Annotated in this window: 26 protein-coding genes; 10 read left to right on the top strand and 16 right to left on the bottom strand. The window is 39.9% G+C overall.

Annotated elements, in window-relative coordinates:
- Window positions 1–350: 350 nt before the first annotated feature.
- Window positions 351–1,196, bottom strand: coding sequence for an MlaA family lipoprotein (locus tag OA91_RS15265; RefSeq protein WP_052702242.1), 846 nt, complete (start codon window positions 1,194–1,196; stop codon window positions 351–353).
- A gap of 41 nt (window positions 1,197–1,237) precedes the next feature.
- A complete protein-coding gene (hrpA, locus tag OA91_RS15260; RefSeq protein WP_063339551.1) occupies window positions 1,238–5,224 on the bottom strand; it encodes an ATP-dependent RNA helicase HrpA in 3,987 nt (1,328 codons plus the stop codon).
- A gap of 237 nt (window positions 5,225–5,461) precedes the next feature.
- Between hrpA and cysK the strand changes: the two genes are divergently transcribed.
- On the top strand, window positions 5,462–6,427 hold the full coding sequence (gene cysK, locus OA91_RS15255) for a cysteine synthase A (protein WP_046018057.1): 966 nt from the start codon (window positions 5,462–5,464) through the stop codon (window positions 6,425–6,427).
- Between the two features lie 100 nt (window positions 6,428–6,527).
- Here cysK and OA91_RS15250 read toward each other — a convergent pair whose 3' ends face one another.
- Window positions 6,528–7,001, bottom strand: a complete 474-nt coding sequence (locus tag OA91_RS15250; protein WP_231870384.1) for a GNAT family N-acetyltransferase — start codon at window positions 6,999–7,001, stop codon at window positions 6,528–6,530.
- 168 nt (window positions 7,002–7,169) lie between these two features.
- Between OA91_RS15250 and OA91_RS15245 the strand changes: the two genes are divergently transcribed.
- A complete protein-coding gene (locus OA91_RS15245; protein ID WP_063339553.1) occupies window positions 7,170–7,508 on the top strand; it encodes a c-type cytochrome in 339 nt (112 codons plus the stop codon).
- 3 nt (window positions 7,509–7,511) lie between these two features.
- Here the strand turns inward: OA91_RS15245 and OA91_RS15240 are convergent, their stop codons facing one another.
- On the bottom strand, window positions 7,512–8,396 hold the full coding sequence (locus OA91_RS15240) for a LysR family transcriptional regulator (RefSeq protein ID WP_063339554.1): 885 nt from the start codon (window positions 8,394–8,396) through the stop codon (window positions 7,512–7,514).
- A gap of 252 nt (window positions 8,397–8,648) precedes the next feature.
- On the opposite strand from OA91_RS15240, the gene OA91_RS15235 reads away from it, so the two are divergent.
- From OA91_RS15235 to OA91_RS15220, 5 genes are all read left to right on the top strand, one after another.
- A complete protein-coding gene (locus OA91_RS15235) occupies window positions 8,649–9,314 on the top strand; it encodes a glutathione S-transferase family protein (RefSeq protein ID WP_063339555.1) in 666 nt (221 codons plus the stop codon).
- 13 nt (window positions 9,315–9,327) lie between these two features.
- Entirely contained in the window at window positions 9,328–9,756 is a 429-nt protein-coding gene (locus OA91_RS15230; protein WP_063339556.1) for a nuclear transport factor 2 family protein, read from the top strand.
- Window positions 9,753–9,929: a hypothetical protein gene (locus tag OA91_RS24320; RefSeq protein WP_157203870.1), complete on the top strand. Its 177-nt coding sequence runs from the start codon at window positions 9,753–9,755 to the stop codon at window positions 9,927–9,929. The genes OA91_RS15230 and OA91_RS24320 overlap by 4 nt, the downstream gene beginning before the upstream one ends.
- Window positions 9,930–10,067: 138 nt before the next feature.
- Window positions 10,068–10,679: a DsbA family oxidoreductase gene (locus OA91_RS15225; RefSeq protein WP_331709783.1), complete on the top strand. Its 612-nt coding sequence runs from the start codon at window positions 10,068–10,070 to the stop codon at window positions 10,677–10,679.
- Between the two features lie 89 nt (window positions 10,680–10,768).
- The gene (locus OA91_RS15220; protein WP_063339558.1) at window positions 10,769–10,975 is read left to right on the top strand and encodes a tautomerase family protein; all 207 of its coding nucleotides are present in this window, start codon (window positions 10,769–10,771) and stop codon (window positions 10,973–10,975) included.
- A 68-nt stretch (window positions 10,976–11,043) separates the two neighbouring features.
- Here the strand turns inward: OA91_RS15220 and OA91_RS15215 are convergent, their stop codons facing one another.
- A complete protein-coding gene (locus OA91_RS15215; protein WP_063339559.1) occupies window positions 11,044–11,535 on the bottom strand; it encodes a GNAT family N-acetyltransferase in 492 nt (163 codons plus the stop codon).
- Between the two features lie 64 nt (window positions 11,536–11,599).
- Window positions 11,600–12,514, bottom strand: a complete 915-nt coding sequence (locus tag OA91_RS15210; protein WP_063339560.1) for a LysR family transcriptional regulator — start codon at window positions 12,512–12,514, stop codon at window positions 11,600–11,602.
- Between the two features lie 215 nt (window positions 12,515–12,729).
- Between OA91_RS15210 and OA91_RS15205 the strand changes: the two genes are divergently transcribed.
- Window positions 12,730–13,461, top strand: coding sequence for an SDR family oxidoreductase (locus OA91_RS15205; RefSeq protein ID WP_063339561.1), 732 nt, complete (start codon window positions 12,730–12,732; stop codon window positions 13,459–13,461).
- A 126-nt stretch (window positions 13,462–13,587) separates the two neighbouring features.
- Here the strand turns inward: OA91_RS15205 and OA91_RS15200 are convergent, their stop codons facing one another.
- Window positions 13,588–14,145, bottom strand: coding sequence for a carboxymuconolactone decarboxylase family protein (locus tag OA91_RS15200; RefSeq protein ID WP_063339562.1), 558 nt, complete (start codon window positions 14,143–14,145; stop codon window positions 13,588–13,590).
- Window positions 14,146–14,315: 170 nt separating this feature from the next.
- Here OA91_RS15200 and OA91_RS15195 point away from each other — a divergent pair, with 170 nt between their 5' ends.
- Complete coding sequence (locus OA91_RS15195) at window positions 14,316–14,909, top strand: TetR/AcrR family transcriptional regulator (protein WP_063339563.1); 594 nt, start codon at window positions 14,316–14,318, stop codon at window positions 14,907–14,909.
- A gap of 38 nt (window positions 14,910–14,947) precedes the next feature.
- On the opposite strand, the gene OA91_RS15190 is transcribed toward OA91_RS15195, so the two are convergent.
- From OA91_RS15190 to OA91_RS15160, 6 genes are all read right to left on the bottom strand, one after another.
- Window positions 14,948–15,400 carry a CreA family protein gene (locus OA91_RS15190; RefSeq protein WP_063339564.1) on the bottom strand — a complete coding sequence of 151 codons (453 nt, stop codon included), beginning with the start codon at window positions 15,398–15,400 and terminating at the stop codon, window positions 14,948–14,950.
- A 61-nt stretch (window positions 15,401–15,461) separates the two neighbouring features.
- Window positions 15,462–16,289 carry a metallophosphoesterase family protein gene (locus tag OA91_RS15185; protein WP_063339578.1) on the bottom strand — a complete coding sequence of 276 codons (828 nt, stop codon included), beginning with the start codon at window positions 16,287–16,289 and terminating at the stop codon, window positions 15,462–15,464.
- 196 nt (window positions 16,290–16,485) lie between these two features.
- Window positions 16,486–16,821, bottom strand: coding sequence for a zinc ribbon domain-containing protein YjdM (locus tag OA91_RS15180; RefSeq protein WP_046015059.1), 336 nt, complete (start codon window positions 16,819–16,821; stop codon window positions 16,486–16,488).
- A gap of 159 nt (window positions 16,822–16,980) precedes the next feature.
- On the bottom strand, window positions 16,981–17,292 hold the full coding sequence (locus OA91_RS15175; RefSeq protein ID WP_063339565.1) for a cupin: 312 nt from the start codon (window positions 17,290–17,292) through the stop codon (window positions 16,981–16,983).
- 647 nt (window positions 17,293–17,939) lie between these two features.
- Window positions 17,940–18,365, bottom strand: coding sequence for a hypothetical protein (locus tag OA91_RS15165; RefSeq protein ID WP_063339567.1), 426 nt, complete (start codon window positions 18,363–18,365; stop codon window positions 17,940–17,942).
- Between the two features lie 164 nt (window positions 18,366–18,529).
- Window positions 18,530–19,507: a transposase gene (locus tag OA91_RS15160; protein WP_063339568.1), complete on the bottom strand. Its 978-nt coding sequence runs from the start codon at window positions 19,505–19,507 to the stop codon at window positions 18,530–18,532.
- 269 nt (window positions 19,508–19,776) lie between these two features.
- On the opposite strand from OA91_RS15160, the gene OA91_RS15155 reads away from it, so the two are divergent.
- Window positions 19,777–20,643 (top strand): IS110 family transposase, encoded by an 867-nt coding sequence (locus tag OA91_RS15155; RefSeq protein WP_231870383.1) that lies wholly within the window; start codon window positions 19,777–19,779, stop codon window positions 20,641–20,643.
- Window positions 20,644–20,766: 123 nt separating this feature from the next.
- Here OA91_RS15155 and OA91_RS15150 read toward each other — a convergent pair whose 3' ends face one another.
- From OA91_RS15150 to OA91_RS24445, 3 genes are all read right to left on the bottom strand, one after another.
- A complete protein-coding gene (locus OA91_RS15150) occupies window positions 20,767–22,497 on the bottom strand; it encodes a DUF262 domain-containing protein (RefSeq protein ID WP_063339569.1) in 1,731 nt (576 codons plus the stop codon).
- A gap of 139 nt (window positions 22,498–22,636) precedes the next feature.
- The gene (locus OA91_RS24450; RefSeq protein WP_197477824.1) at window positions 22,637–22,939 is read right to left on the bottom strand and encodes a hypothetical protein; all 303 of its coding nucleotides are present in this window, start codon (window positions 22,937–22,939) and stop codon (window positions 22,637–22,639) included.
- Window positions 22,918–23,328: a hypothetical protein gene (locus OA91_RS24445; RefSeq protein ID WP_197477823.1), complete on the bottom strand. Its 411-nt coding sequence runs from the start codon at window positions 23,326–23,328 to the stop codon at window positions 22,918–22,920. The genes OA91_RS24450 and OA91_RS24445 overlap by 22 nt, the downstream gene beginning before the upstream one ends.
- Window positions 23,329–23,678 lie beyond the last annotated feature (350 nt).

Raw genomic sequence — 23,678 nt, 5'->3', positions numbered from 1 at the left:
GACACCTTCTTATACTTGCTAAGTAGATGTCTTATATGTGTTATTTATTAAAAATGTAAAGTAAGACGCTGTAATCTGCTAAGGTAGCTCGCAATAGGCACTTAGGGAACCTGAGATTAAGTCACCTCTTCTCAGTTTTTACAGAAAAGGTATCACTCAAGGTGTTACTTTTACTGAAATGTGGTTTTGGTATTCTTCAAAGACCCTATCTTTACGTTGAAGATCTTAACAATAGAATGACTATTAAGTTGCGCTCCTCGCCATAAATCTAGCTGCTTTTATCCACACGCTGAGGCGGGAGGATTTTATCTCAGGTTCCCTAGCCTCAACACAGAGATCAAAACGTTTAATTAAAGGTCTTCAGCCCAATCATCTTCAGCGTCTAGCTCTTCATCACCCCAGTCGTCGTCTTCCCAGCCATCATCACCCCAAGCATCGTCATCTACAGGTGGATTGCCATCATAGACGGCATTCTGGCGATTTTGTAAATACACATCTCTAACAAATTCGTATTCATCACCAATAATAAGAGACTCTAACGACAACAATGAAGCTCTTGTCTCAACCAGATCTAAACCCGATACCGCCAAAGCTTCATCCCAATGCAGATTGAAAAAAGCCTTTGCACCCGGCGTATAAAAATCGACCGGCACATCCGTAGAGTCTCTCAAGGTAGAGGGACCAAATAATGGCAAAACTAAATAAGGGCCAGAACTAATACCCCAATAACCCAAGGTTTCACCAAAGTCTTCTTTCTGTTTTTTTAGGCCCATTTCAGAGGCCACATCGAAAATACCAAACCAACCAGCAGTAGAGTTGATAATGAAGCGCCAGCTTGATGAAGCGGTCGCATCTATCTTACCCTGCAATAGGTTGTTGAAAATATTGCCTACTTCCCCAAGGTTGGAGAAGAAGTTACTCACCCCTTTTTGTACTGGTGTCGGTGTTACATTCTTATAGCCAATTGCCACTGGCTTTAAAATCGCCTTATCTAATCCAGAGTTAAACGCATACATGGAACGGTTAAACCTTTCCCATGGATCAGGATCAACATAAGTCTCCTGCTCAGATTCAATCACGGCTTGCTCTGCCTCAGGCCCAGCCGTATCTTGATTTACCGCTTTCGCTGAACAGCCCACTAATCCAGCAAAAATAAAACCAGCTATCAGAGGTTTTAGTGCATACTTCCTTTTCATAAAAGGGGTTCCTATACAATCATTTTCAAGACAGTTATTGCTTAGACAATTTTTTTAACTAACTGCCACTGCTTTTGTAAACGTTTTTCAGAAACAGGTTCCAGTGTGCCCACATTTTGAGCAAATAAAGACACTCGATACTCTTCCATTAACCAGCGATATTTTAATAACTCTGGGTCGTACACATTCTTAGCATCATGACCTTGCTTCTGCTTGGCATAGCTTTGCCAAAGCTGCTCGCAATGTGTCACTAAAGCATTCTCTTTATTTAGATGGTTTTGAAATCTATCTAAACGCACTTCAATACCTTTAAAGTATCTAGGTAATTGGCTAAACCAAAATAACGGGGTATCACCAATAAAACCTGGATAAATCAAATTCCCTAACTGTTGCTTTAAATCCCCGTAAACTCGTGTCCAAGGTAATGGAATGTTGCCTTTCATTTGCTTAGCGACTTTCTGATACGAAGACAGTACCTGATGCAGTTGCAATGCCATCTCATTAGCGAGCGTTACCAGCTGGGGTTTATTCTTAATCAGGGTTTGTTCAAACTCTTCTTTGGTTCTTGGTAAGGTTTGACCATCCAAAAATACCTTATCTAAGACTGCATTTAGAAGGTCATCTAATAAAAGTTCTTTCTTACCTATAGGCGCGAATATTAATAGAGACTCCCTTAACTTAGGTAAGTTCTTTTGTAGGTACTTCATATCCTTACTTAGGGAGATTCTTAACAAAGCAATCACCCCTTTACGGTGCGTTTCTAATGCTGTGGCTTTATCATCAAACATCTTAACCGAGACAGTTTCACCATTACTGACCAACGCAGGAAAGGCCGTAACCTTAATCCCAGCTTGGCTTAGGGTTTGTTGTTCAGGCACATCTTGATCAGGCCAGTTTGTGAGGCCTTTCTCTTCATGCGCCTTAGTACCAAACTTGGCAAAGCTTGCATCCACTTGCGCGGCAAACTTAGTTTGCAACTCATCCAGCGCTTTTCCTGTTCCTATCACCTTACCTTGATCCGATATAACTTCGATATTCAGGTTTAGGTAGGCTTCCAGCTTATCCCCTTGCCATTCAGTTAAAGGAATATCTATTAAGGTTTCACGCTTAATCTGTAAGCTTAACTGCTCTAATAGATCGCCTTTACTTGAAGACAAGTTAGGGTAAATGCGATCAACAAATTGAGGGATAGGCACAAAGCGACGTCTTAAGGCTTTAGGTAAAGCACGTAAGTAAGCTTCGCATTTTTCTTTGATATAACCCGGTACCGCCCAGCTTAATTCGTCGGCAGATAGCTGTCGAAGAAGACCAACAGGGACTTTTAACGTCGCCCCATCCACTGCTTTACCCGGTTCAAATTGATACTCAATCGGTAAACTCACCCCGTTTAAACCAAAACTGGTCGGGAAAGCCGTGTTATCAATATCAACTTCTTGTTTAATCAAATCTTGGCGCGTCAAGGTTAATGCATCTTGATTGGACTTAAGCCAAAACTCTAAACTTTTCTGATTGCAAATTTCAGTTGGGATTTGTTTTTGATAAAAAGCAAACACAACCTCGTCATCAACTAAAATGTCCCGTGTTCTTAACTTAGCTTCGTCTTCTTCTATAGCTTTGATTAAATCTTGATTCTTCTGGAAGAAAGCATGACGCGTACGCAACTCCCCTTCAACCAAAGCAGAGCGAATAAAGACTTCACGGGCTTCATCTGGGTTAACGCGAGAATAATCGACACGGCGTTTTGCCACGAGAATCAGGCCATACAAAGAGACCTGTTCATAAGCCATGACTCGGCCCTGTTTCTTCTCCCAATGGGGATCAAAATACTGGCGCTTCACAAAAGGCTTGGCGTATTCTTCAACCCACAATGGCTCCATCTTGGCACTTACTCGGCCATAGAGTTTGGTGGTTTCCACCATTTCTGCAGACATTACCCATTGAGGCGGTTTCTTAAATAATACAGAGCCTGGGAAGATGTGCATTTTACGAGAACGACAGGCAACAAATTCTTTGGTTTCATCGAGTTTGTTAGCAATCTGAGTAAACAAACCCGCTAATAACGCCCTATGCACTCTTTCATAATCAACACTTGGCTTAGTTGATACTTGTTCTTCAGCGTCATCATTCGCTCTATTTTTAGCGCTAACATGGTTTGCCTTATGCTTTTGCGCCTGAATAGCTTGTTTTTTATTCTCGTTTTCTTGTGGTTTAGATTGAGACTCTTTAAAGCCTAATTGCTTACAAGCAATTAGGATTTGGCGATGAATATCACGCCATTCACGCATACGCATATAATTCAAAAATTGTTTACGACAAAACTGACGTAAATGATTTTGAGATAAAGCTTGGCGCTGTTCCTCGAACCTATGCCATAAATTTAACAGCACAACAAAATCTGAATCTGCATCCTTATCAACAGCATGAGCTTGATCAGATTGTGTCTTTTTCTCTTGCGGCCTTTCCCTTGGATCTTGAATTGTAAGAGCACTAACAATAATGGCGATTTCATTTAATACACCAAGCTTATCGGCTGCGATAATCATACGACCAAGTTTTGGGTCGATTGGCAGTTTAGCTAATTGACGCCCAATCGGCGTCAGCCTTTCCTTATTGATAGCACCTAGTTCATTCAGGGCTCGATAACCATCATTGATTAGACGTTTATCTGGCATTTCTACAAAGGAGAACTTCTCGACCGCACCTAACCTTAAGTTCGCCATTTGCAAGATAACGGAGGCAAGGTTAGTTCTAAAAATTTCGGGGTCAGTAAATTCTGCACGTGCTTGGTAGTCAGCTTCATCATAAAGACGAATACAAATACCATCTGCCACACGACCACAACGGCCAGCTCTTTGATTCGCACTAGCTTGACTGATCTTTTCAATAGGAAGCTGCTGTACTTTGGAACGCACACTATAGCGACTAATGCGGGCAACACCCGGATCGATAACATAACGAATGCCAGGTACAGTCAATGAGGTTTCAGCCACATTGGTCGATAACACAATTCGACGGCCACTATGGGATTTAAAAATCTTTTGCTGTTCGCTAGATGACAATCGTGCATAGAGTGGCACAACTTCTGTGTGTCTTAATTCTTCTCGTCTTAGAAGCTCTGCTGTCTCACGGATTTCTCTCTCGCCCGGTAAGAACACCAAGATATCTGAGGCACCACGAAAACTAGACTGTTTTTCTTCGTGAATAATCGTATGAACCGCATCAACAATACCCTGCTCCATACTTTGGTCTGCATCCACTTCTTCAGAGTCAGACTTGAGCAATAAGGGTTGATAACGAATTTCTACGGGGAAGGTACGGCCAGACACTTCAAAAACAGGTGCATCATTAAAATGCTTAGAGAATCGCGCCACATCTATGGTTGCCGAAGTAACGATAACTTTTAGGTCTGGGCGAGAAGGTAAAATACGTTTTAGATAACCCAATAAGAAATCTATGTTTAAGCTTCTTTCATGGGCTTCATCGATGATAATCGCTTGATACTTTTGCAGAAATTTATCTTGCTGAATTTCCGCCAGCAAAATACCGTCAGTCATCAATTTAACTAAGGTTTTATCACTAGACTCGTCATTAAATCGGACTTGAAAGCCAACCTCTTCGCCTAGCTCAACACCGAGTTCATCACTGATTCTGTCTGCTACACTGCGAGCAGCTAGTCGCCTTGGCTGAGTGTGGCCAATCATACCCGCTACACCCAAACCTGCCTGTAAGCACATTTTAGGTAGCTGAGTGGTTTTACCAGACCCGGTTTCACCCGCAACTATCACCACTTGATTGGCTTTAATCGACGCAATAATGTCTTCCGCTTTTGCCGCAACAGGTAAACTCTGGTCGTATTTAATCTCAGGGACTAATTCGCTACGTTCACGCACCTTTTCTTGTGACGCTAAAATCATAGCTTTCACTTCTTCGACCAAGTTAGCATCCAAGCTATTACTTTTTTGCTGGCGCTCAATCAACTGAACTTTACGTTCGATATGATATCTGTCCTTGCTCATCACATCTTGCATTTCAAAAACGGACAATGTTACTTCCTAATAGGGTCTGACGTGGAATATGTTTGCAAATAAAGGAGTTAGATGTAAAAACCGCTCATTAATTAAGCAATCATACAAACATAAGCCACAAAAATATTTGGTTCTATCTTTATGGCGTGAAATTCTACCATCATTTAGTTTGAACAGGTTATAGTGTGACCCCAAGCATATATAACAATTCTCATTTATTACCTAAATCAAGGAATTTCCATGTCTAATCAGATATTTGAAGATAACTCATTAACCATTGGTAATACGCCGCTTGTTCGTCTTAACCGCATTGGTAAAGGCAACATTTGGGCGAAATTAGAATCTCGCAACCCAGCGTTTTCTGTTAAGTGTCGTATTGGCGCTAACATGATTTGGGATGCTGAGAAGAAAGGCCTATTAGGGCCAGGTAAATCCTTGGTAGAACCATCAAGTGGTAACACAGGTATTGCACTTTGTTTTGTCGCAGCAGCTCGTGGTTATCCGATCACTATTACTATGCCTGCAAGCATGAGTCTTGAGCGTCGCCAAGTCATGAAAGCAATGGGCGCAACGATTGTACTGACTGAACCAGCTAAAGGCATGAAAGGCGCGATCGAAAAAGCGGCTGAAATTGCTGAAGATGAAAACACCATCTTACTACAACAATTTGATAACCCAGCTAACCCTGAGATTCATGAGAAAACAACCGGGCCTGAAATCTGGAATGACACCAATGGCGAAATCGATTTCTTCGTAGCAGGTGTGGGGACAGGTGGTACAATTTCTGGTGTTAGCCGTTACATTAAAAACACGAAAGGTAAAGCGATTACCAGTGTTGCGGTAGAACCAACAGCGTCTCCTGTTATTACTCAAGCCATTGCGGGTGAAGACTTAACACCATCACCACATAAGATCCAAGGTATTGGTGCGGGTTTCATCCCTAAAAACCTAGATCTATCTATGGTTGATCAGGTATCACAAATCAGCAACGAAGAATCTATTGAGATGGCAAAACGCCTAATGCGTGAAGAAGGTATCCTATGTGGTATTTCTTGTGGTGCCGCTGTGGCAGCCGCAGAGAAGATTGCAAACCTTGAAGAAAACGCAGATAAGAAAATCGTTGTGATTCTACCTGACTCAGGCGAGCGTTACTTATCGACTGCTTTGTTTGAAGGTGAATTCAGCGAAAATGAACTTGTTCAGTAACAACGAACGAATAAGTTAAGGCATTTTCTTAAGAGTGAAAGATAAAAGCCGCTTTTCCATTCGGATAGCGGCTTTTTATCAGATTAGTTTTTATTAAAGCTTAATCATCTAACAGCTTATGCATGATATAGGCATCTACCAGACCAAGTTCCTTGTGTTTATAAGCTTTAGGAATCGTCCCAATAATATCGAAGCCCAGTGCTTGCCATAGCTTAATGGCAATCTTATTGGTAGAAACGACAGAGTTAAATTGCATCGCAGTAAAGCCAATCTCTTTCGCAACCATCTGTGAGTGTTCGCACATTTTGCGTGCAATTCCCTTCCCTCTTGCCGTTTCACTCACCATATAACCGCAGTTACTAATATGGCTGCTCGGACCCATAGCATTAGCTTTGATATAGTATGAGCCTAAAATAACGCCATCTTCTTCGAAAATATAGGTTTTAAGGGGAAAATTTAGCCAAAGCTGTAAAGCTTCCTCATAACCCATTTGGCTATCAAAGGCATAAGTTTGTTCTGCGAGAATGGTGGTTTCAAAGGTAGGCCAAAACATCTTAAAATCATTTTCTGTCATTTCTCTTATCATCTAATTGTCTTCCATCATTCAATCTATTAAAACTTTATTCGTCTACGTATCTTACATTAGGTTTTTCTAAAACATTTTTTCTACATCACTGCTCTTACCATGTCTCGCATATTAATGATTCTTAATAAATTACTTCAAATCAAACACAGAGGTGTTATGAAAAAAATTATTCCCCTGATACTAAGCCTTATTTTTATCAGTACAAGTGTCCAACTTAGCGCAGCAGATGATATACAAAATGGCGCACAAAAATATCAGACTAACTGTCTAGTCTGTCACGGTATAAAAGGGTTAGGCGATGGCCCCGCCGCAAGTACTTTGGCCAAAAAACCATCAAACCTTGTTAAAAAATTAAATAACATTTTTAAGCCTAAAATGGTGCTCTCTTACACTGTCCTTAAAGGCAAGGTAGACCAAGGGATGCCTGCTTGGGAAGGCATACTGAGCAAACAAGATACCTATGATATTTTTGCTTATATAGAGTCCATTCAATAGGCGTTAAACGGGCTTATTGGTATCGAACCAATCTTCCAAATAGCGAATACATTTTACTAACTTGGTGGGTACAAAGTGCCTCGCCGGATAAAGCGCATAAAGGGTTAGCCTAGGTTTATTTGCCTCGGCTAACACTTCTACCACCTCACCAGAATCTATCATTTTTTGACAAACAAAATCAGGAATAAAACCTAGCCCTAATCCCTTTTTAATGGCGTCCATCATAAACAAGGTGCTATTAACCTTAAGGTTGCCTTTTACCGCAACGCCGTCTTCGATAGGCCAAACATCTTTCCCCTGAAAGTAGCTATAAACAAAACAATTATGCTCACTAAGATCTTTAGGCAAATTAATTGCTTTATGCCTTGCAAGATATTCCGGAGAGGCGCATACCTTATAAGTAAAACGAGTCAGCGGCTTCCCTACATAGTTAGAATCGATCGCACGACTTGACGCTCTTAAGCCTAAATCAAAGCCTTGTTCGACAAGGTCGACACTCTCATCCCCTAGGTGGATATCTAGCTCAATGTCTGGGTTTTCAAGCATAAAATCAGCAAACAACACAGAGAGGTCGGTAATTCCCAAGGCCATAGGCGCGTTGATTTTAAGTTTGCCTCTCACGTTATGCTGCAAATCACTGACAAAATTATCAGCATCATCTAGCTTCTCTAGGATTTCGATTGCTCTTTGTAGGTAACCTTCTCCCACATGGGTAAGCTGAAGGTTTCTGGTAGACCTATGTAGCAAGCGTGCGCCTAGATCATCCTCAAGACGCCCTATTTCCTTACTTATCAAAGATTTAGATGTATTTGTTTGCTCTGCCACCTTGGTAAAGCTTCCTAAATTAGCCAGCTTTACAAATAACTTTATCGCCCTGAGTTTGTCCATATTCAACTTTATCTCACATGGTTTCTTTAGGATTTTCTTTTAGAGAGACAGACAAGATTTCGAATTAGTTTCGCCAACTTTCTTTCAGTTTGCCTCCAATTTGAGAACAGTATATGCATATTATCGATATATATGTAAACAAACTATCACCTTAGACTCTCCCTATCGCATACAGATTGGTTCTCATACCAAGCGAGAAAAAATGACCTTAAACATACAAACGAATTAATCAAATCACCTATGGAGAAATTTATGTCTAATACGCAAAATAAGCTAAATCAAACCGCTAACACAAAAACTGACTACACACTTTATTATTCTCAAGGTGCCTGCTCAGTAGCGACACAAGTTGTACTAAACGAATTAGGCCAAGACTACCAACTTATCAATGTAACTAGCCTAGAAAATTTCACTGAGGTTAACCCTGTCGGTGCTGTGCCAGCCCTAGTAGAAAATGACATTGTTCTAACAGAAGGTGCGGCCATCATACTTCACCTTTTGGATAAACATGCCAATAGCCTATTAGCAGCAGAAGGCCCTGCCAGACAACAAGGCATACAGGATATTCTCTTTGCTAACGCCACTATGCACCCAGCCTACGGCCGACTCTTTTTCATTAACCAATACATTCAAGATGACAACGCTAAGCAAGATGCCTTGAATAATGCGGCGACTTTAATCAATAAACTATGGCAAGTAGTTGAAGCCAAGTTAGAAAAAGGATCAGGCGACTTCTTAGGGGGTAAGCAGGTTTCTGCAGCAGACATCATGCTAAGTGTGTATTCAGCTTGGGGGCCTTTCTTCCCTGTCGACATCATCATAGGGCCAAAAACACAGGCTATGTTAGCAAACGTCCAACAAATGCCGAATTATCAAAAAGTGGTTGAGAAAGAAGCCGCTTTGGCGAATCAAGCCTAATAAGGAGGCAGCTATGAGTCATTCTGTAGAAACAGATTTTGACCATGTCGTTAGCATTATCAACCAATATTGCGAAGGCCTGTATCTAGGCGACGCTAAGTTGCTGGAAAACATATTCCATCAAGATGCCTGGCTAAAGCTGCCAGGCAAGCGTCGCTCCCTTAGTACTTGGTTAGAAAATGTAAGACAAAGGCAAACACCTAAAGATTTGGGCCAAGCTTATGACTTTAAAATACTGTCAGTTGATCTGGTACAAGATCAAGCCATGGTCAAACTTGAGTGTCCGCTTTTTGATTTTCATTACATAGACTTTCTAGGTTTATTAAAAGAAGAAGGCCAATGGCGAATCGTCAATAAGATGTATACGGACATTGCCTCTAATTTAAAAGTGAATGAGTCCCTGCCAAAATCGAATGAGTCAATACATGGGAGCGGCTCATGAAAAACACGCAAGAGAATCGCTTAAGAATTGAGATGGTGCACGACATAGTTTGTTCATGGTGCCCTATTGGTTTTCGTAATATTCAAGCGGCCATAAAGGCATTAAGGAACCTGCGATTAAGTCACCTCTTCTCAGTCTTATCAGAAAAAGTATCACACAAGGCGTTACTTTGACGTAATGTAGGTACCTTTCGAGAAGTAACAACATAGGGTGTTACTTTTTCTGAAAGACCCGAAGGGCGTGGTCTAAAAGCCCTATCTCTATGTTGAGGACCTTATCAATAGAATCACTATTAAGTTACGCTCCTCGCCATAAATCTAGCGGCTTTTATCCACACGCTGAGGCGGGAGGACTTATTCGCAGGTTCCTTAAACATCGAGGTTGAATTCGGTTTTTTACCTTTCGAGCTTAACCCCAGTATGTCAGAAGATGGCCAATTGATTAGCGACTACTTTAAACAGCAATTTCGTTGGAGTGATAACAAGTTAAAACAGTATCAAACCGATTTAGTTGCGACAGCAAAAAATGCGGGAGTGTGCATCGACTTTAGTAAACGTCGTTACTACTTCAATACGCATAAAGCCCATAGATTAATGCATTGGGTACACGGCTTTAATAAGCAAATCGAGTTTAATGAATACCTTATAAAGGCTTACTTTGAACTGGGTTTAGATATCAGCCAAACAGACGTTCTATTGCAAATAATCATGGATATTGGATTAGATCCAAACTCAGCGCGACTTGCACTTGAGGATCCACAAATAGAGCAAGCCCTGATGCAAAAAGTCGAGCGTTATATGGCATTTAACATCACAAGTATTCCTACCTTTATTTTGGATGGAAGTTACTTGCTACAAGGTTCTAACTCTGTCTCAGAGATTACTCATCAGCTTGGTCAGTATCTTAAGAGTAAAGCTGCTTAAAAATAAAGCTGCCTAGCTTTTAAAACTTAAAGGCTAGCAGCCAGAAACAGAACCTAAAGCAAATTTATACACTATTTTAAGGAGGCAAAATGCCTTATATCAACGTAAAAATTACAGACGAAAACGTCACCAGAGAACAGAAACAAGCCATTATTAAAGGTTGTACTCAAATTATGGTCGATGTGCTGAATAAGGACCCACAAGTCACTTTTGTTGTGATAGATGAAGTCAAACTGGATGACTGGGGCATTGGCTTTGATCAAGTCTCAAAACTTAGAGAAAGCACCTTAAAGTAGCCCATAGAGTAAGGCTTAATGCCTCAAACATTAGCAAGGGATAGAAATTTATCTCTTGCTAATGTGTACTAATTTAATAGCTTGCTCATATTAATGCCGGTAATGGTATAGCCTGCAGCTTGGTATAAGTCAGCTGCTCTTTTGTTTTGATAGGCAACTCTCAACTTAATTTGGCCAATTTCCAATGGTTTTAAAGCATCTTCTAATGCTTTCAAAGCAAGCTTTCCTAATCCTTTTGAGCGCTGCTCCGGCAATATATAAAAGTCCGAAATAAAGCAGCTATTATCCTCAGGGTTAATCATCCGCCATAAATAACCCACTAGCTGATTGCTCTCGCCCAGCTCAATACAGAGTAACTCTTCATTTTCTTCTGTAATCCCCTCTGGGAAAGAAGCCTCAATGGCTGCCTTTGCCATCTTGATCGCCACAAGGTTAGAGTGACCATAGTTGTCCATAATCTCTTGCGCATAATCCTGCACAAAATAGCCTTGATAAGCACTAAATTCACTCGCTATCATTGGCCTTAATCTAATCTCCACATTCACTCCTTTTGCTCTCATTCTTTACTCTTTATCCTTTTTTTAATTCGGACTTTTATAACCAGACTGTCTGTATTCGCTCAGCTTAACTCAGTGTCTCAAAGTAACTGATCACATAGTCTTTAAAGGCCTTCAACTTTTTGCTTTGATAAGCATCTTGTAGATAAATTAAATTAAAAGCCACACTCGCAGCTTGCCATTCTTCAAACAAGTGAAGCAGTTTACCTTCTTTAATTTCATCCAAACAATACATAGCAGGTACTCGTACTATGCCAAGGCCTGCTTTTGCGTTATTGACCATTGCATGGCCATTTTTACAGCTAAAAGGCCCTTTTACCTGTATATCTTCGGCTAATGCTGATCCGTCAGCCGCTAATTCATGGCTAGAAACAAAACGCCAATTTTTGATGGAGCCAGTAATACAAGCATGCTCTTTTAGCTCTTTAGGATGTAGCGGCCTCCCATGAGTCTTAAAATATTCTGGGCTTGCTAGGGTCACAATCTCGATATCCATCAGCTTTCTCGCAATCAAGGCGGAATCTTCAAGGCATCCCATACGAAACACAAAATCAAACTCACCTGAGATAAGATCAACCCTGCGACTATCAAAGTCTAAATTGATATCAATATTTGGATACACACGAGAAAAGCCGTTAATCAGATCCATTATCAGGGTTTCACCAATGTAGCCGCCAACACAGTTAATATTAAGCGGCCCTGATAACTCGCTTGCACTTTCTAGGGCTTGATTAACTGCCACATCGATTTTATTTAAGCTTTGCTGGCATTGCTGATAAAACGCCTCCCCTTGCTGAGTTAATCTCTGGGCTCGCGTGGTTCTTATTATCAAACTCACGCCAAGCTGGGCCTCTAGCTGATTTAGCTGTCGAGATAAATAAGATCGCGAGCAACCCATTAGCTCAGCCGCTTTTGTGAAACTCCCCTCTCTTGCAATCACCACAAACGCCTGAATATCTGGCAGGCTGATCTCTTTGTTCACTTAGCCATTCCTCATTCTGTTTATTAAAGCTAACACCTTAAACGCTAATTATGCCCGTTTTGAGCCTTCAATTGCGCACTATAAGTTCACAATAATTTAACTAGGAGCTTATTTTTAAACAATAACGAGAAGAATACTATAGCTACATCAGCAAATAAGGCATGCCTTAAAGCTTATTCAATCACAGAAACCTAATTTTAAAAGCGAGATATAAAATGGAAAATACACTTAAAAAACTAGTTGTCATTACAGGGGCAAGTTCTGGTATCGGTGCAGCCATTGCCAAACAGCTAAGTGAACAAGGCCACCCGCTACTTTTACTCGCCCGTCGTGTCGATAAACTAAGAGATCTAAACCTTGCAAACACCCTATGTGAGCCACTTGATGTAACAGATTACGAGGGCTTTCAACAAGCCGTTGCTAAAGCTGAAGCCCTTTATGGCCCAACAGACTGCTTAGTGAATAACGCTGGTGTCATGTTACTAGGCCAAGTGGAAGATCAAGCACCAAACGAGTGGCAACGCATGTTTGATATCAATGTGGTTGGCTTGCTAAACGGTATGCAAACCGTATTAGCGCCAATGAAAGCCCGTAATACAGGCACCATTATTAACATTAGCTCTATCGCTGGCCGTAAAACCTTCCCAAGCCATGCGGCTTATTGTGGTACTAAATTCGCGGTTCATGCTATTTCAGAAAATGTACGTGAAGAAGTGGCTGACTCAAATGTTCGCGTCATCACCATAGCACCTGGCGCCGTTGAAACTGAGCTGCTATCTCACACAAGCTCAGAAGACATTAAAGCAGGTTATGAAAGTTGGAAAGAGGATATGGGTGGTGTTCTAAGCCCAGAAGATATCGCCAATTCTGTCAGCTTTGCCTACGCTCAGCCACAAAATGTGTGCATTCGCGAAATCGTGATTGCTGCCACTAAGCAACAACCATAGAGCGATAAAAATAGCAGGTTTAAAAAATCCACTGAAAAGACAGTCTAAAAAAAGCCGTCATAAAATTTATGACGGCTTTCTTAAGGATAAAGCGTTTAGCTAGATCAAGCTTCTCAGTAAATAAAGCTAGGCCTGTTTTTTCTCCCAAGCAAACTCTTTAAATGGTGCATCAGTTGGTGTTTCAGCCAGGTGATTCACATAATTACTCATCACTTTTTGCGACAAGATCAGAATGATTTCAAGTAGGTTCTTTTGCTCAAACCCAGCAGAATAAAAAGCATCTACACTTTCAGCATTCACAACACCACGGTCTCTCACAACAGATAATGTCATGTTACGAAGCGCTTCTAGTTTTGCACTAGGTAGCGGTGTTTCATCACGTAATGCATCAATAACATCAGCACCTACCTTCATAGAGTGAGCAATCATAGTATGCGCAGGCACACAGTAGTGACACTCATGTTCAACATTAATGGTTTGCCAAACAACGGTTAACTCATCCGCATCAAAACTGGTTTGCTGAGCCAGACCATGCAAAGTTTGATATCCCAAAAGCAACTCTGGTGAACTTGCCATAACAGCGTGCAAATTAGGCACCATACCGAAACTTTTTACTGAGTTTTCCAATAGTTGTTTTGAACCTTCTGGCGCACTTTCTAATGTATGTAATTTAAAGTCTGACATCATGTTACCTATCTATTAATTAAGAGAATTTAAAAGGGGTTTAGCGCTTGTCGCTTTATTAAAACCACTTGAACACTTGTTCAATAGGTAAACCATAACTAGATTTGAACATTTGTTCAAGCTACAATTGAACAAATGTTCAAATTATTTTTTATATAGATATTAATGCCATGAAATATGACCGTGCCCTCGCTATCGAAAAAGCAACTCAATTATTTTGGAAATTAGGCTTTCAAGCCACCAAGATGCGCGACTTACAAGAAGAGTTGGATATGAGGCCGGGCAGCATATATGCCGCCTTTGGTAATAAAGAAGCTTTATTCAAAATCTGTTTGTTAAATTATGCCGAGCAAAGTCGGCTAGCGTTAGATAAGTACGCTGGACTTAACTCAAATCCAATTAGAGCTATCTACGATTTCATCAAAAACATGGCGGTAAAAGCAGAGGAAGGGAAAATCAATAACTGCTTTTTAGTTAAAAGCATTTCAGAACTTGATGGCAATAATGCACATTTAAGGCAATATGCTCAGGATGGTCTTAAAGAAGTTGAATTAGGGTTTGAAGCTTTGTTTTTAGAGGCTCAAGAAAAGGGGTTGATTAAACAAGAATCCAATCCAGCTCGCCTTGCCAAATGGATGCAAATTCAAGTCATGGGACTACGCAGTTATAGCAACAGCCAAGATAATGCTAGCGACGTGGGTATCATGTTAGACGAGATATTTAATAGCTTAAAGCAAGCCCACCAGCCTGCTCTAAGCGAATAAGTAACTCAACGTATTTATTAAGCTATTTATTGAGTTGTTTACTGAACGTAGGCCTTAGTGCCCCACAATGGCACAGTCGACAAGCTGTGTTTAAAGCTGCCGTCCGTTTCTTTTGTGGTGTAAGACAAATACAGCAAGGTTTGATTCTCAGCATCATAAATACGGCGTACCTTCATGGTTTTAAAGAAGATGCTTTTAGATTGCTTAAAAACCACCTCACCCGATTTAGATTGATCCAAACTGGCTATCATTTCTGGTGTGATCTCCCCTGTTTGGCGACAAGAAATAGAAGAGTCACTTGGGTCAGACAAACTTAAATTCGCTTCGATCGAAGCAACATGGCAGGTAACGCCTGGGATTTTGTCATCCTTCATAGATGACACCTTAATATCTTTTAAGGTAAACAAACCTAGGGAAATATCCCCTACTTCATTATCAGAACAACCCACCAAGGCTGCGGACATCCCGATCGCTAATAATAACTTTTTCATTGTATGGCCTTTGTATTTTAAAGAATGGTGCGATTTATTCAGCTTTATTTAGAAGAGCGTTTTAAGCTTCTAATGCAAACCCAGTTTCAAGGGCTTTTACCCAATCATCTCGGTTTCTTAATTTTGCCAATTGTACCGCACTGGTAATGTCATAAGAGACTTTTTCGTGGGATAGCTTATAAATGTTTTTGTTCTTACCTAACTCTAATAAGGTGTAACTCGCTTCCGGAGAGCCTGTTTCCATAGCATGAGGCACAGGTAACTTATCAGAATACGCCTGCAAACCCACACTGCCCGGGTTGATAATACGCTGGCTCATGGTATTGGTATTTTTTAGATAGGCGCCTTCATGTTCAGACGTATCATTTGCATCTTGGCCTTTTAAAAGAAAATCCCTTGGAGTATGAGTATGGCCACAAAGAATAATTTTACTTTTATTACCTGCTAACAAGGCTGCGACTTCATCATTCTCTCGCAAAACAGGTTTGCCTGAGCTGACATCTTCCAGCAAGTAGATAAGGTCATTATCAGGGGTGCCATGGCACAAATAGAGGTAATCGGTTAGCTGGCGATCAAAAGGTAAAGCACGCATCCAATCCATCGCCTCTTGCGTTAAATCCTCATGAATAAACGCCATGGTCGGGTTGGACTCAAGCTCGGCCTCATCTGCCTCATAAATTTGCCTGTCTTGATTACCTCGAATGGTCACCACACTGAATTCATCTTCTAACGCACGCAGTCTTTCATAAGTAGCTTGGGGTGCAATCGGGCCATATAAAATGTCACCAAGGTTCACCACCATATCCACCGACTTACGTTTGAAGTGAGCGATTACGGCTTCTAAGGCAAAGATATTAGAATGTATATCTGAAAGTATGGCTATTTTCACAGGAAGGCTCTCAATCAATTAGATCTCAAAAATGAGTAATAGACATTGATTCTACAAGGATAAATGCCGAACTCAAGCCATGGAACCTGAGATTCTTAAGCTCGCTTTTCATTCTGTGAAAGTCAGTCATAAAAAAAGCAGCACAATTCAATTATGCTGCTTTTTCCTTAAAACTGACGAGTTTGAATAAAGCTGATTAAGCCTTTTTCACAAACTTAGCGGTCACCATCATGTCACCCGCGCCATCTACCTTGCAATCTAGCTCATGATCTTTTTTATCCAAAACACGCTTAACCACAGCTTTGGTGCCGATTTTCATAATCATAGAGCTACCTTTCACTTTCAGGTCTTTGGCAAGTGTTACCTTGTCGCCGTCTTGTAAAGCCGTACCATTTGCATCTTTAACGGTGAATGCGTCTTCTTCTGCTTCTGCTGTCGGGTTCCACTCATATGCACATTCAGGGCAAATCAATAATTCTTGATCTTGATAAACATATTCAGATTGGCATTTAGGGCAAGGAGGAAGTGACATAGTATAAAATCTTCTTTTCAAAAATGGGTTAACAACAATTCTGGCGAGCATGATAATGGCTAGCGCCTATCTAAGCGAGCCTTAATCTTGGTTTTTTCTGAGTAAGATGACAAAAATCGGCTATCTCGCATTCACCTTAAAACTATTTACACAGCGCGTTTAAACACTGCCTTCAGATTCGATGACCAAAATCCGCGCTTCACCTACAGGATGCGCAACATGCTCTGTCCCTATCGAAGCAAAAAAAATATCACCAACCTCCAATAATACAGATTGCTCTACACCCTCTTCTTTATAAAACATAGTGACTTGTCCATCTAATACCACAAAGACCTCCTCCCCATCATTGATATGCCACTTATAAGGCTGATCCGTCCAATGCAAACGTGTCGTAATACCATTCATGTTAGCAATATCTTTTGCTCCCCAAGCACGCTCTGCCTTGAAGGATTTAGCACGAGTGATTTCCATATATTCCTCTTATTGATTCGATTTAGTTAGCGAAAAAGCGCACTGACTCTAAGCAATAGGATGATTGCATATTTGTTTTTGCACGAGGAGTCTATATTAGGTCAGCAAGCGGGTTAAAAAGGACTTAATGGAATGGGGTTAAATTGGGTTGGTGTCTCTTTAGCAGCAAAGGCGAACGCCAGCGAGTCCAGTCCGCGCCTTTTGCTGGCAATTTTGCCTACCCTTGTTAGGTGATTTACCTACGAGCATAATAATTTGCTCTCTCCAATATTATTTCTAAGCTTTCATTGCTGATTTCTGGAGAGAGTGCCTTTATTCTTTGTATTGCTTCCTGTCTCGTAATTTGGCCATAAAGCTCATCTTTGGCATAACTCACGGAATTTGATATTAGTGCTTCTATTTCCTGCACACAGACATCAATGGTTTCGGCACTTACGTTACTAAGCGACGAGTTATTTGACAGGTCTGAGCAGAGAAGGTCATGACGCTTTTTAGGAGCGCTATGATAAATGGGTAGCAACCTGTCAATTAGTGATGAGTTCATATTCACCTAACGCCCCAACAAGGGGAAATTTATAGTTGGCTAAAATGTTGAACGCAGTGAAAACAGCCAACTGTTTTTGTTCCGTTTAAAGTACTTGTTAGCTTTAACACTTATTCCATTTGATCGGTCCGAATGAATCCGCCGTAGATTTTTTTATAAATTCTGCTTGTTCAGCCGTTATACTAAAAGTCCAGGTACTTCTTCTATCGCTTTCTTTGCAATTCACTGAGTCGCTGATTGTTTCTGATTTTTCGATACCTCCGAACTGATTCATCCAGTTTATTTTCACCGCAATATAATCAGCACTTGAGTTTATGTACTTCACAGTATGGGAATAAGAAGCCACATAGTGCTGAGGGCCGTTATTCCACCAAACTTTGAACGTTCCGACCCGCTCAAATAGCGTGCAAGCATCCTGTTGAGACGAATCATCTTTTAAAATTAGTTCCGGATAATTGATAAAACCCAAATATATTAAGACAGGCATTATAAAAGAGATCAAACATAACATCAGCTGAATAACATTCACTTCGTACCTTTTAGGTCTTTTATTACTAAGAGATAAGAAAATACTCTTAATCGAAGGCTAATTTCTGAGGGTTAGTTGAAGAACCTCATATTGAAGGTATTAGTAACCCTCGCGTTAACGATATTGAATCTTTTACAGTTGAACGAGGCTTAATAAGCTAAAAACTAAGTAAGAAGTCGTTTACACGCTGCTAAGCCTGTTCGTCGTTGCAATTCAGTGTGCTCACAATACTCTGCAAGCAGTAATTCTGATCCAACCGCTGATTTAAAGTGCTTTTCGAACTCTGTCGAGACTTCTAGCCATTGCTCTGATGTGAGGTTAATTCGCTGTAGAATGGGTGCTAAACTCATATCAATATTACCCCGCTTGTCTTCCCTTAATACTCTGCCCGTGAGGTCAATTAACTCAAGGTAATCAGTGTGTTTGAAAGGCAAGCCTTCTGGCTGATCTTCTCTCTCATAACCGATAAATGGGAATAAGGTTTTAGGTTGAGTCTGGTTCGCTTTTGCCACTTCGATGCGAGTTTTGATGCTTGTATGTTTTGAGTTCTCTGGTGTCTTTTCTATCTTGGCTCTTACTGGATTCAAGTCGATGTATGCCATACAAGCTACAAGTGCAGACTCGTCTAACAATGCCTGAGACTTAAACCTGCCCTCCCAGAAATGACCCGTACATTTATCCTCATTGTTTGCCATTCGTGCAATAGGCTCGTTGAGTTCTTTCATAAACCAACTTATGTCACAAAGGCGTTTACGGTACTTTTCACAGCTTTCATACACAGAAGCAAGTTCAAACTCTTCTAATGTTATGTTTTCTAAATACTTTTGCGTGAACTGGGTGCCTTTATGCAGGCGATGCCAACGTTCAAGTACTTGTTTCACATCCCAATTTAGCGCTTCATTTTCATTCACATGAAGAACTAAATGAGTGTGATTGCTCATGACTGAATAGGCACAAATATCGATGGCAAAAATAGCTGCTAGGGACAGCATCTTGTCTTCAATCCAGCCCCGTCTGTGCTCGTAACTTTGGCCTGTTAGCTCATCCTGGCCACACAGAAAGGCTCTCCTGACGCACCGAGATACACAGTGGTAATAAGTAGTGTCTTGAAGACTTATAAGGGATTTACGTGGTTTAGGCATATTAGATTATTCCTCATCCTTGAGTGAATCTAATAAAACTAGATGGAGATTAAAAGAAGGTCAAATTGGCATGCCCAAATTGGCATGCCCAAATTGGCATGCCTGTCCCGTTAGTATTATACCTTTGAATAATTCTATTTGAGTCCAGTCCATGCTTATTTACACATCAAATTAGAGTGGGTGATGGGATGGACGCTCCAAAGTAGCACCGGCGTCATAATGCGCCAAACTGTATGTGCTAACAACAGTTAATACTAAGGAGCGTCCACATGAATAAGATTAATACGATTGCCATTGATTTAGCAAAGAATGTTTTTCAAATTTGTATTCTTTCGCCCGATCACAAAGTGATTAAGAATAAACAAGTTTCTCGAGCTCAATTACCCACTATTTTAATGAAACAAGATAAGTCTATTGTTGTCATGGAGGCTTGTTATTCTAGCCATTATTGGGCCCGACTATTTGCCGCTATGGGCCATGATGTACGTATCATTCCTGCACAGCATGTGAAACCTTTTGTTCGAGGGAACAAGAATGACCACAATGATGCCCTTGCTATCGCCGAAGCATCATTACGACCTAACATTAATTTTGTGTCTCTTAAAACCATTGAGCAGCAAGAAATTCAGGCTCTACATCGCATTCGAGATAAGTTGATCTCTCGTCGAACCAGAATTGTTAACCAAGCTCGAGGGTTATTAAGTGAATACGGCATCATCATGCCAAAAGGTCTATCTGGTTTTACCAAGCACATAACCTTACTACTCGACCCTGCTGATACAAGACTCACCTCTCGTATCAAACGTCAATTAGCAGAAGTAAAAGAAGAGTATGACAACTTATCAAGACGTCGATTATCCATTAAAAAAGAGCTTGATGAATATGTTCTTGAAAATGAACTCTGTCAGCGGCTGATGACCATTCCTGGTATCGGTATTATCAATGCCACCGCTTTATTCGCAGCCATTGGCAATGCCAGTCAGTTTGCTAATCCAAGAGAACTATCAGTTTGGCTTGGCGTAACGCCTAAACAGTATGCGAGTGGTGGAAAATCCTATATGGGAAGAATGAGTAAACGAGTAATAAGAAAAAGACAAAACCACTTAATATTCAGAATTAAAAAGTGGTTTGGATAACTAACGCCTTGACGGCACAGGAGCGTCCATATATGTCCTATTAGTGTTCCGTTGGTTAAAATTGGCGACGCAGGAGCAAAACCAACTGTTTTTTGTCCTGCTGAATTGGCTTGTTATGCGCTTTTACTCGAAAAGAGAAACACAAAGTAATTGATAAAGGTGCTTTGCAATTTTTTGAGTTCGTTTATCAACTTGTTCCGCTGTCCATTGTTTATCACTGTCGATAAAATTACTTTCTAACGGAAACCTCATTTCATTTAATATACCAAGTTTATCGTCTGGTAATTTAGCTCCTAGTACAACGGAGTTAGTCTCCTTATCAACAAGAACCAAATTTCCTATTTGCCCGACTAAATCTTCTGACATTCCATCTTTGATACTTTTCTGTGGAATTAAGTGTTCAATTGTTAAATTACTATAATCAACAGGCAGTGCATTGCCATTATTCGGTATCAACTTTGAAAGAGCATACCGAATTGCAATCTTATGTTTTGTTTTGTTAGACAGATAACAGAGCTCATTAAATTTAACCATAAATTCACTTTCGTCTGGTAATCTTGATTTATGGAATGTATTAAGTTCATTCAGTACTATTTGGATGTCCGCATGCTCAACAGCATTATTAAGCAAAATAGCTATGCGAGAATAATTAGTAGAAATAGAGCCTGAAGATCTTTGAGATGTTATTGAATTAAAGCAGTAGTGAAAAGCTTCTATTTTATAAAGTGCAACTTTAAGATTTTTTAGCGATAACTTCTTATCATTGTACGCTTTTAATAGCCCAAGTGTCATAGGCGAGTGTTGCTTTACCTTGAAGGCATTTAGATTTTCTAAATGTGTTTTAATTATTTGCTCATCTTTACTCCATTTACCTGCTTCAGGGCGAAGCATGTTTGAATAATATTTTGATGCTATTGATAGATCATGAATCAGAGATTTTGCATACTCTTCGTTATTTGCGATATACGTTTTAACTTTAGAAAACAACATTTTATCTGTTGAGTATTCGTGCCCTGCCAGCCAGAAATGAAGCAAAAATGTATCTAAAGCGCCAGAATCACCAATATCATCAAATTGTTTTACAATAAAGTTCCATTTCTCTTTAGCTTGATCTAGCGTACAGCTTTTATTTTTTAACTTTTTAAGAATTAAGTTTTTGACTAAATCAGAGGTAGTTAAATCTCTACCTCGTGCATTTAGAGTTTCAAAAATCAAATATGCATCATCTTCATTATCTAACTGAATGAAAACTAACTTTAAGGATAAAATCTTATTTCTTAACTCTTTCAATTGCACAACAGGATCAGAGCTATGGTTAGTAAATAACGAAGGTTGCACTTCATCTATACTCTGGAGCTCAGGAATAAAAGCGTTAACTTTATTTGTTAAAATATCAAATGCTGTTTCTAACTTCTGTTCTTCAACACCAGCTTCGCATTCTAAATTAAAGCCATTGTAGCTTTGAATATGATCTTGGAGATAAGGAAAGGATGTTTCAGAATTTAAAATAAACTCTTCTTCATTATCTATGTTGGCTTTTTCTACATATTTATGAACACCTTTTGCAAGATTCTCTTCTCCTAGTTTCAGAAAACCATTACGAATAACTGACAAGAGCAATGTAATTGTTGTTAAACGTTGTTGCCCATCAACTATGCCAAAATACGGTTTTTGTGTTTGATAAACAACCATTGAACCAATAAAGTAATTATCAGATTTTTCGCTAATAATATCATCCCAAAAGCTCTCAACTTCATCTTCTCCCCAAGAATAAGGTCGTTGAAATCTTGGTATTTTAAAATAACCAAGAGAAAATATATCTTGGACTTCCTTATCATCAGCTTCAATCTTCAATTTCTCTTCCTTTTATAAATACCAATAGTTGAATAATACTTGGCGCATAACGCCCACATAAGCGGACTAAAATAGTGGGCTAAAATTTGTTGAGGAACGAAACATAGCCCACTATTTTAGTTCCGACTTGATGTGCTTGTTAGCTACTTTTTTCATTGTTATTCGCGTCAATTAGCCCCGTAATACTTGATATAATACTTTTGTAGGACTCTTTTCTTACCTCAATATCATCTACTTCATCTGCTAAACGTTGAGCCATTAAAATATTGTCATTTATAACTGGTTGTTTAAAATATTTGTTCAATTGAGTAAGTGATAATTTGTGAACATCAAGAAATGTTTTTGTAATATATGCACTAATCCCACCACCTATCGCAGATATAGCAGCTCCAGCGGCGACATTATCAGTGCCAGTATCATTTAAAATGAAAGCCCCACCCAAAAAATAAAGCCCATACCGAGAAACATCGATACAATCGCAAAGACGAATGACCAGCTTGCCCTAGTTCTTGTCTCTTGCTGATATTTCTCAATTTGCTTGCTGTATAAATTGAATAATCGGCTCATTACAAGAACATTTTGATGGTCTTCCACAACTTTTTTTGCCTGTTCTGTAGCTACTTTTAGAGTGTCATGCTCATCTTTTAGCTGACTTATTTCAGACGACAATGGGGAGGTTGAAAGGTCAAAGGCTGCTTTTTCTGCTTTTTCTACCTTTTCAGAATTAGACTTAGATTTAAAATAATCAAGAATCAGCTTCAAAATAACTGTAATAGCCATCACCACAACAACAAGCGGCTTATCAGCCAAACTTTCAATCATCATACTCATTTAATTTCCATATCCACGTAAATTGGGTATCGCTAGTAGCTAACATCTATGGACACCCCGCTTTTTGCAAGCAAAAATATCTTCTGACAAGTAAGGTTTTGCAGCCATCTATTCGGATTTTAAATGAGAGCTTTAACCTCTATCCCTGATGAATTTCGCTGACTTGGTTCTAATCATTTTAACGTTTTCTTAAGAAACGATGTTAGTCCCAGAGTATCCAAGTCACGGTTCAACCTGTTTAGTCATCAACTTTTATACTTAGCAAAACTGAGTATCTTATTTATTCATTCATAAGCAGTTAATTTGTTAACTTAACTGCGCTTTATATTCTCTATTATTGGCTAAAATAG

Origin of the sequence: Marinomonas sp. SBI8L (genome assembly GCF_001624705.1) — a bacterium.
Classification (GTDB): Bacteria; Pseudomonadota; Gammaproteobacteria; order Pseudomonadales; family Marinomonadaceae; genus Marinomonas.
Note: the sequence above shows the minus strand (reverse complement) of the source record. Positions and strands in the feature narration are given on the sequence as shown.

Bases quoted from the DNA above. Each gene is read 5' to 3' on its own strand.
- OA91_RS15220 (WP_063339558.1), top strand. From the start codon at position 10,769: ATGCCTTATATCAACGTAAAAATTACAGACGAAAACGTCACCAGAGAA.
- OA91_RS15205 (WP_063339561.1), top strand. From the start codon at position 12,730: ATGGAAAATACACTTAAAAAACTAGTTGTCATTACAGGGGCAAGTTCT.
- OA91_RS24320 (WP_157203870.1), top strand. From the start codon at position 9,753: ATGAAAAACACGCAAGAGAATCGCTTAAGAATTGAGATGGTGCACGAC.
- OA91_RS15175 (WP_063339565.1), bottom strand. From the start codon at position 17,292: ATGGAAATCACTCGTGCTAAATCCTTCAAGGCAGAGCGTGCTTGGGGA.
- OA91_RS15190 (WP_063339564.1), bottom strand. From the start codon at position 15,400: ATGAAAAAGTTATTATTAGCGATCGGGATGTCCGCAGCCTTGGTGGGT.
- OA91_RS15245 (WP_063339553.1), top strand. From the start codon at position 7,170: ATGAAAAAAATTATTCCCCTGATACTAAGCCTTATTTTTATCAGTACA.
- cysK (WP_046018057.1), top strand. From the start codon at position 5,462: ATGTCTAATCAGATATTTGAAGATAACTCATTAACCATTGGTAATACG.
- OA91_RS24445 (WP_197477823.1), bottom strand. From the start codon at position 23,328: ATGAGTATGATGATTGAAAGTTTGGCTGATAAGCCGCTTGTTGTTGTG.
- OA91_RS15215 (WP_063339559.1), bottom strand. From the start codon at position 11,535: ATGAGAGCAAAAGGAGTGAATGTGGAGATTAGATTAAGGCCAATGATA.
- OA91_RS15265 (WP_052702242.1), bottom strand. From the start codon at position 1,196: ATGAAAAGGAAGTATGCACTAAAACCTCTGATAGCTGGTTTTATTTTT.
- OA91_RS15160 (WP_063339568.1), bottom strand. From the start codon at position 19,507: ATGCCTAAACCACGTAAATCCCTTATAAGTCTTCAAGACACTACTTAT.
- OA91_RS15195 (WP_063339563.1), top strand. From the start codon at position 14,316: ATGAAATATGACCGTGCCCTCGCTATCGAAAAAGCAACTCAATTATTT.
- OA91_RS15155 (WP_231870383.1), top strand. From the start codon at position 19,777: ATGAATAAGATTAATACGATTGCCATTGATTTAGCAAAGAATGTTTTT.
- OA91_RS15180 (WP_046015059.1), bottom strand. From the start codon at position 16,821: ATGTCACTTCCTCCTTGCCCTAAATGCCAATCTGAATATGTTTATCAA.
- OA91_RS15250 (WP_231870384.1), bottom strand. From the start codon at position 7,001: ATGACAGAAAATGATTTTAAGATGTTTTGGCCTACCTTTGAAACCACC.
- OA91_RS15240 (WP_063339554.1), bottom strand. From the start codon at position 8,396: ATGGACAAACTCAGGGCGATAAAGTTATTTGTAAAGCTGGCTAATTTA.
- hrpA (WP_063339551.1), bottom strand. From the start codon at position 5,224: ATGCAAGATGTGATGAGCAAGGACAGATATCATATCGAACGTAAAGTT.
- OA91_RS15200 (WP_063339562.1), bottom strand. From the start codon at position 14,145: ATGTCAGACTTTAAATTACATACATTAGAAAGTGCGCCAGAAGGTTCA.
- OA91_RS15235 (WP_063339555.1), top strand. From the start codon at position 8,649: ATGTCTAATACGCAAAATAAGCTAAATCAAACCGCTAACACAAAAACT.
- OA91_RS15230 (WP_063339556.1), top strand. From the start codon at position 9,328: ATGAGTCATTCTGTAGAAACAGATTTTGACCATGTCGTTAGCATTATC.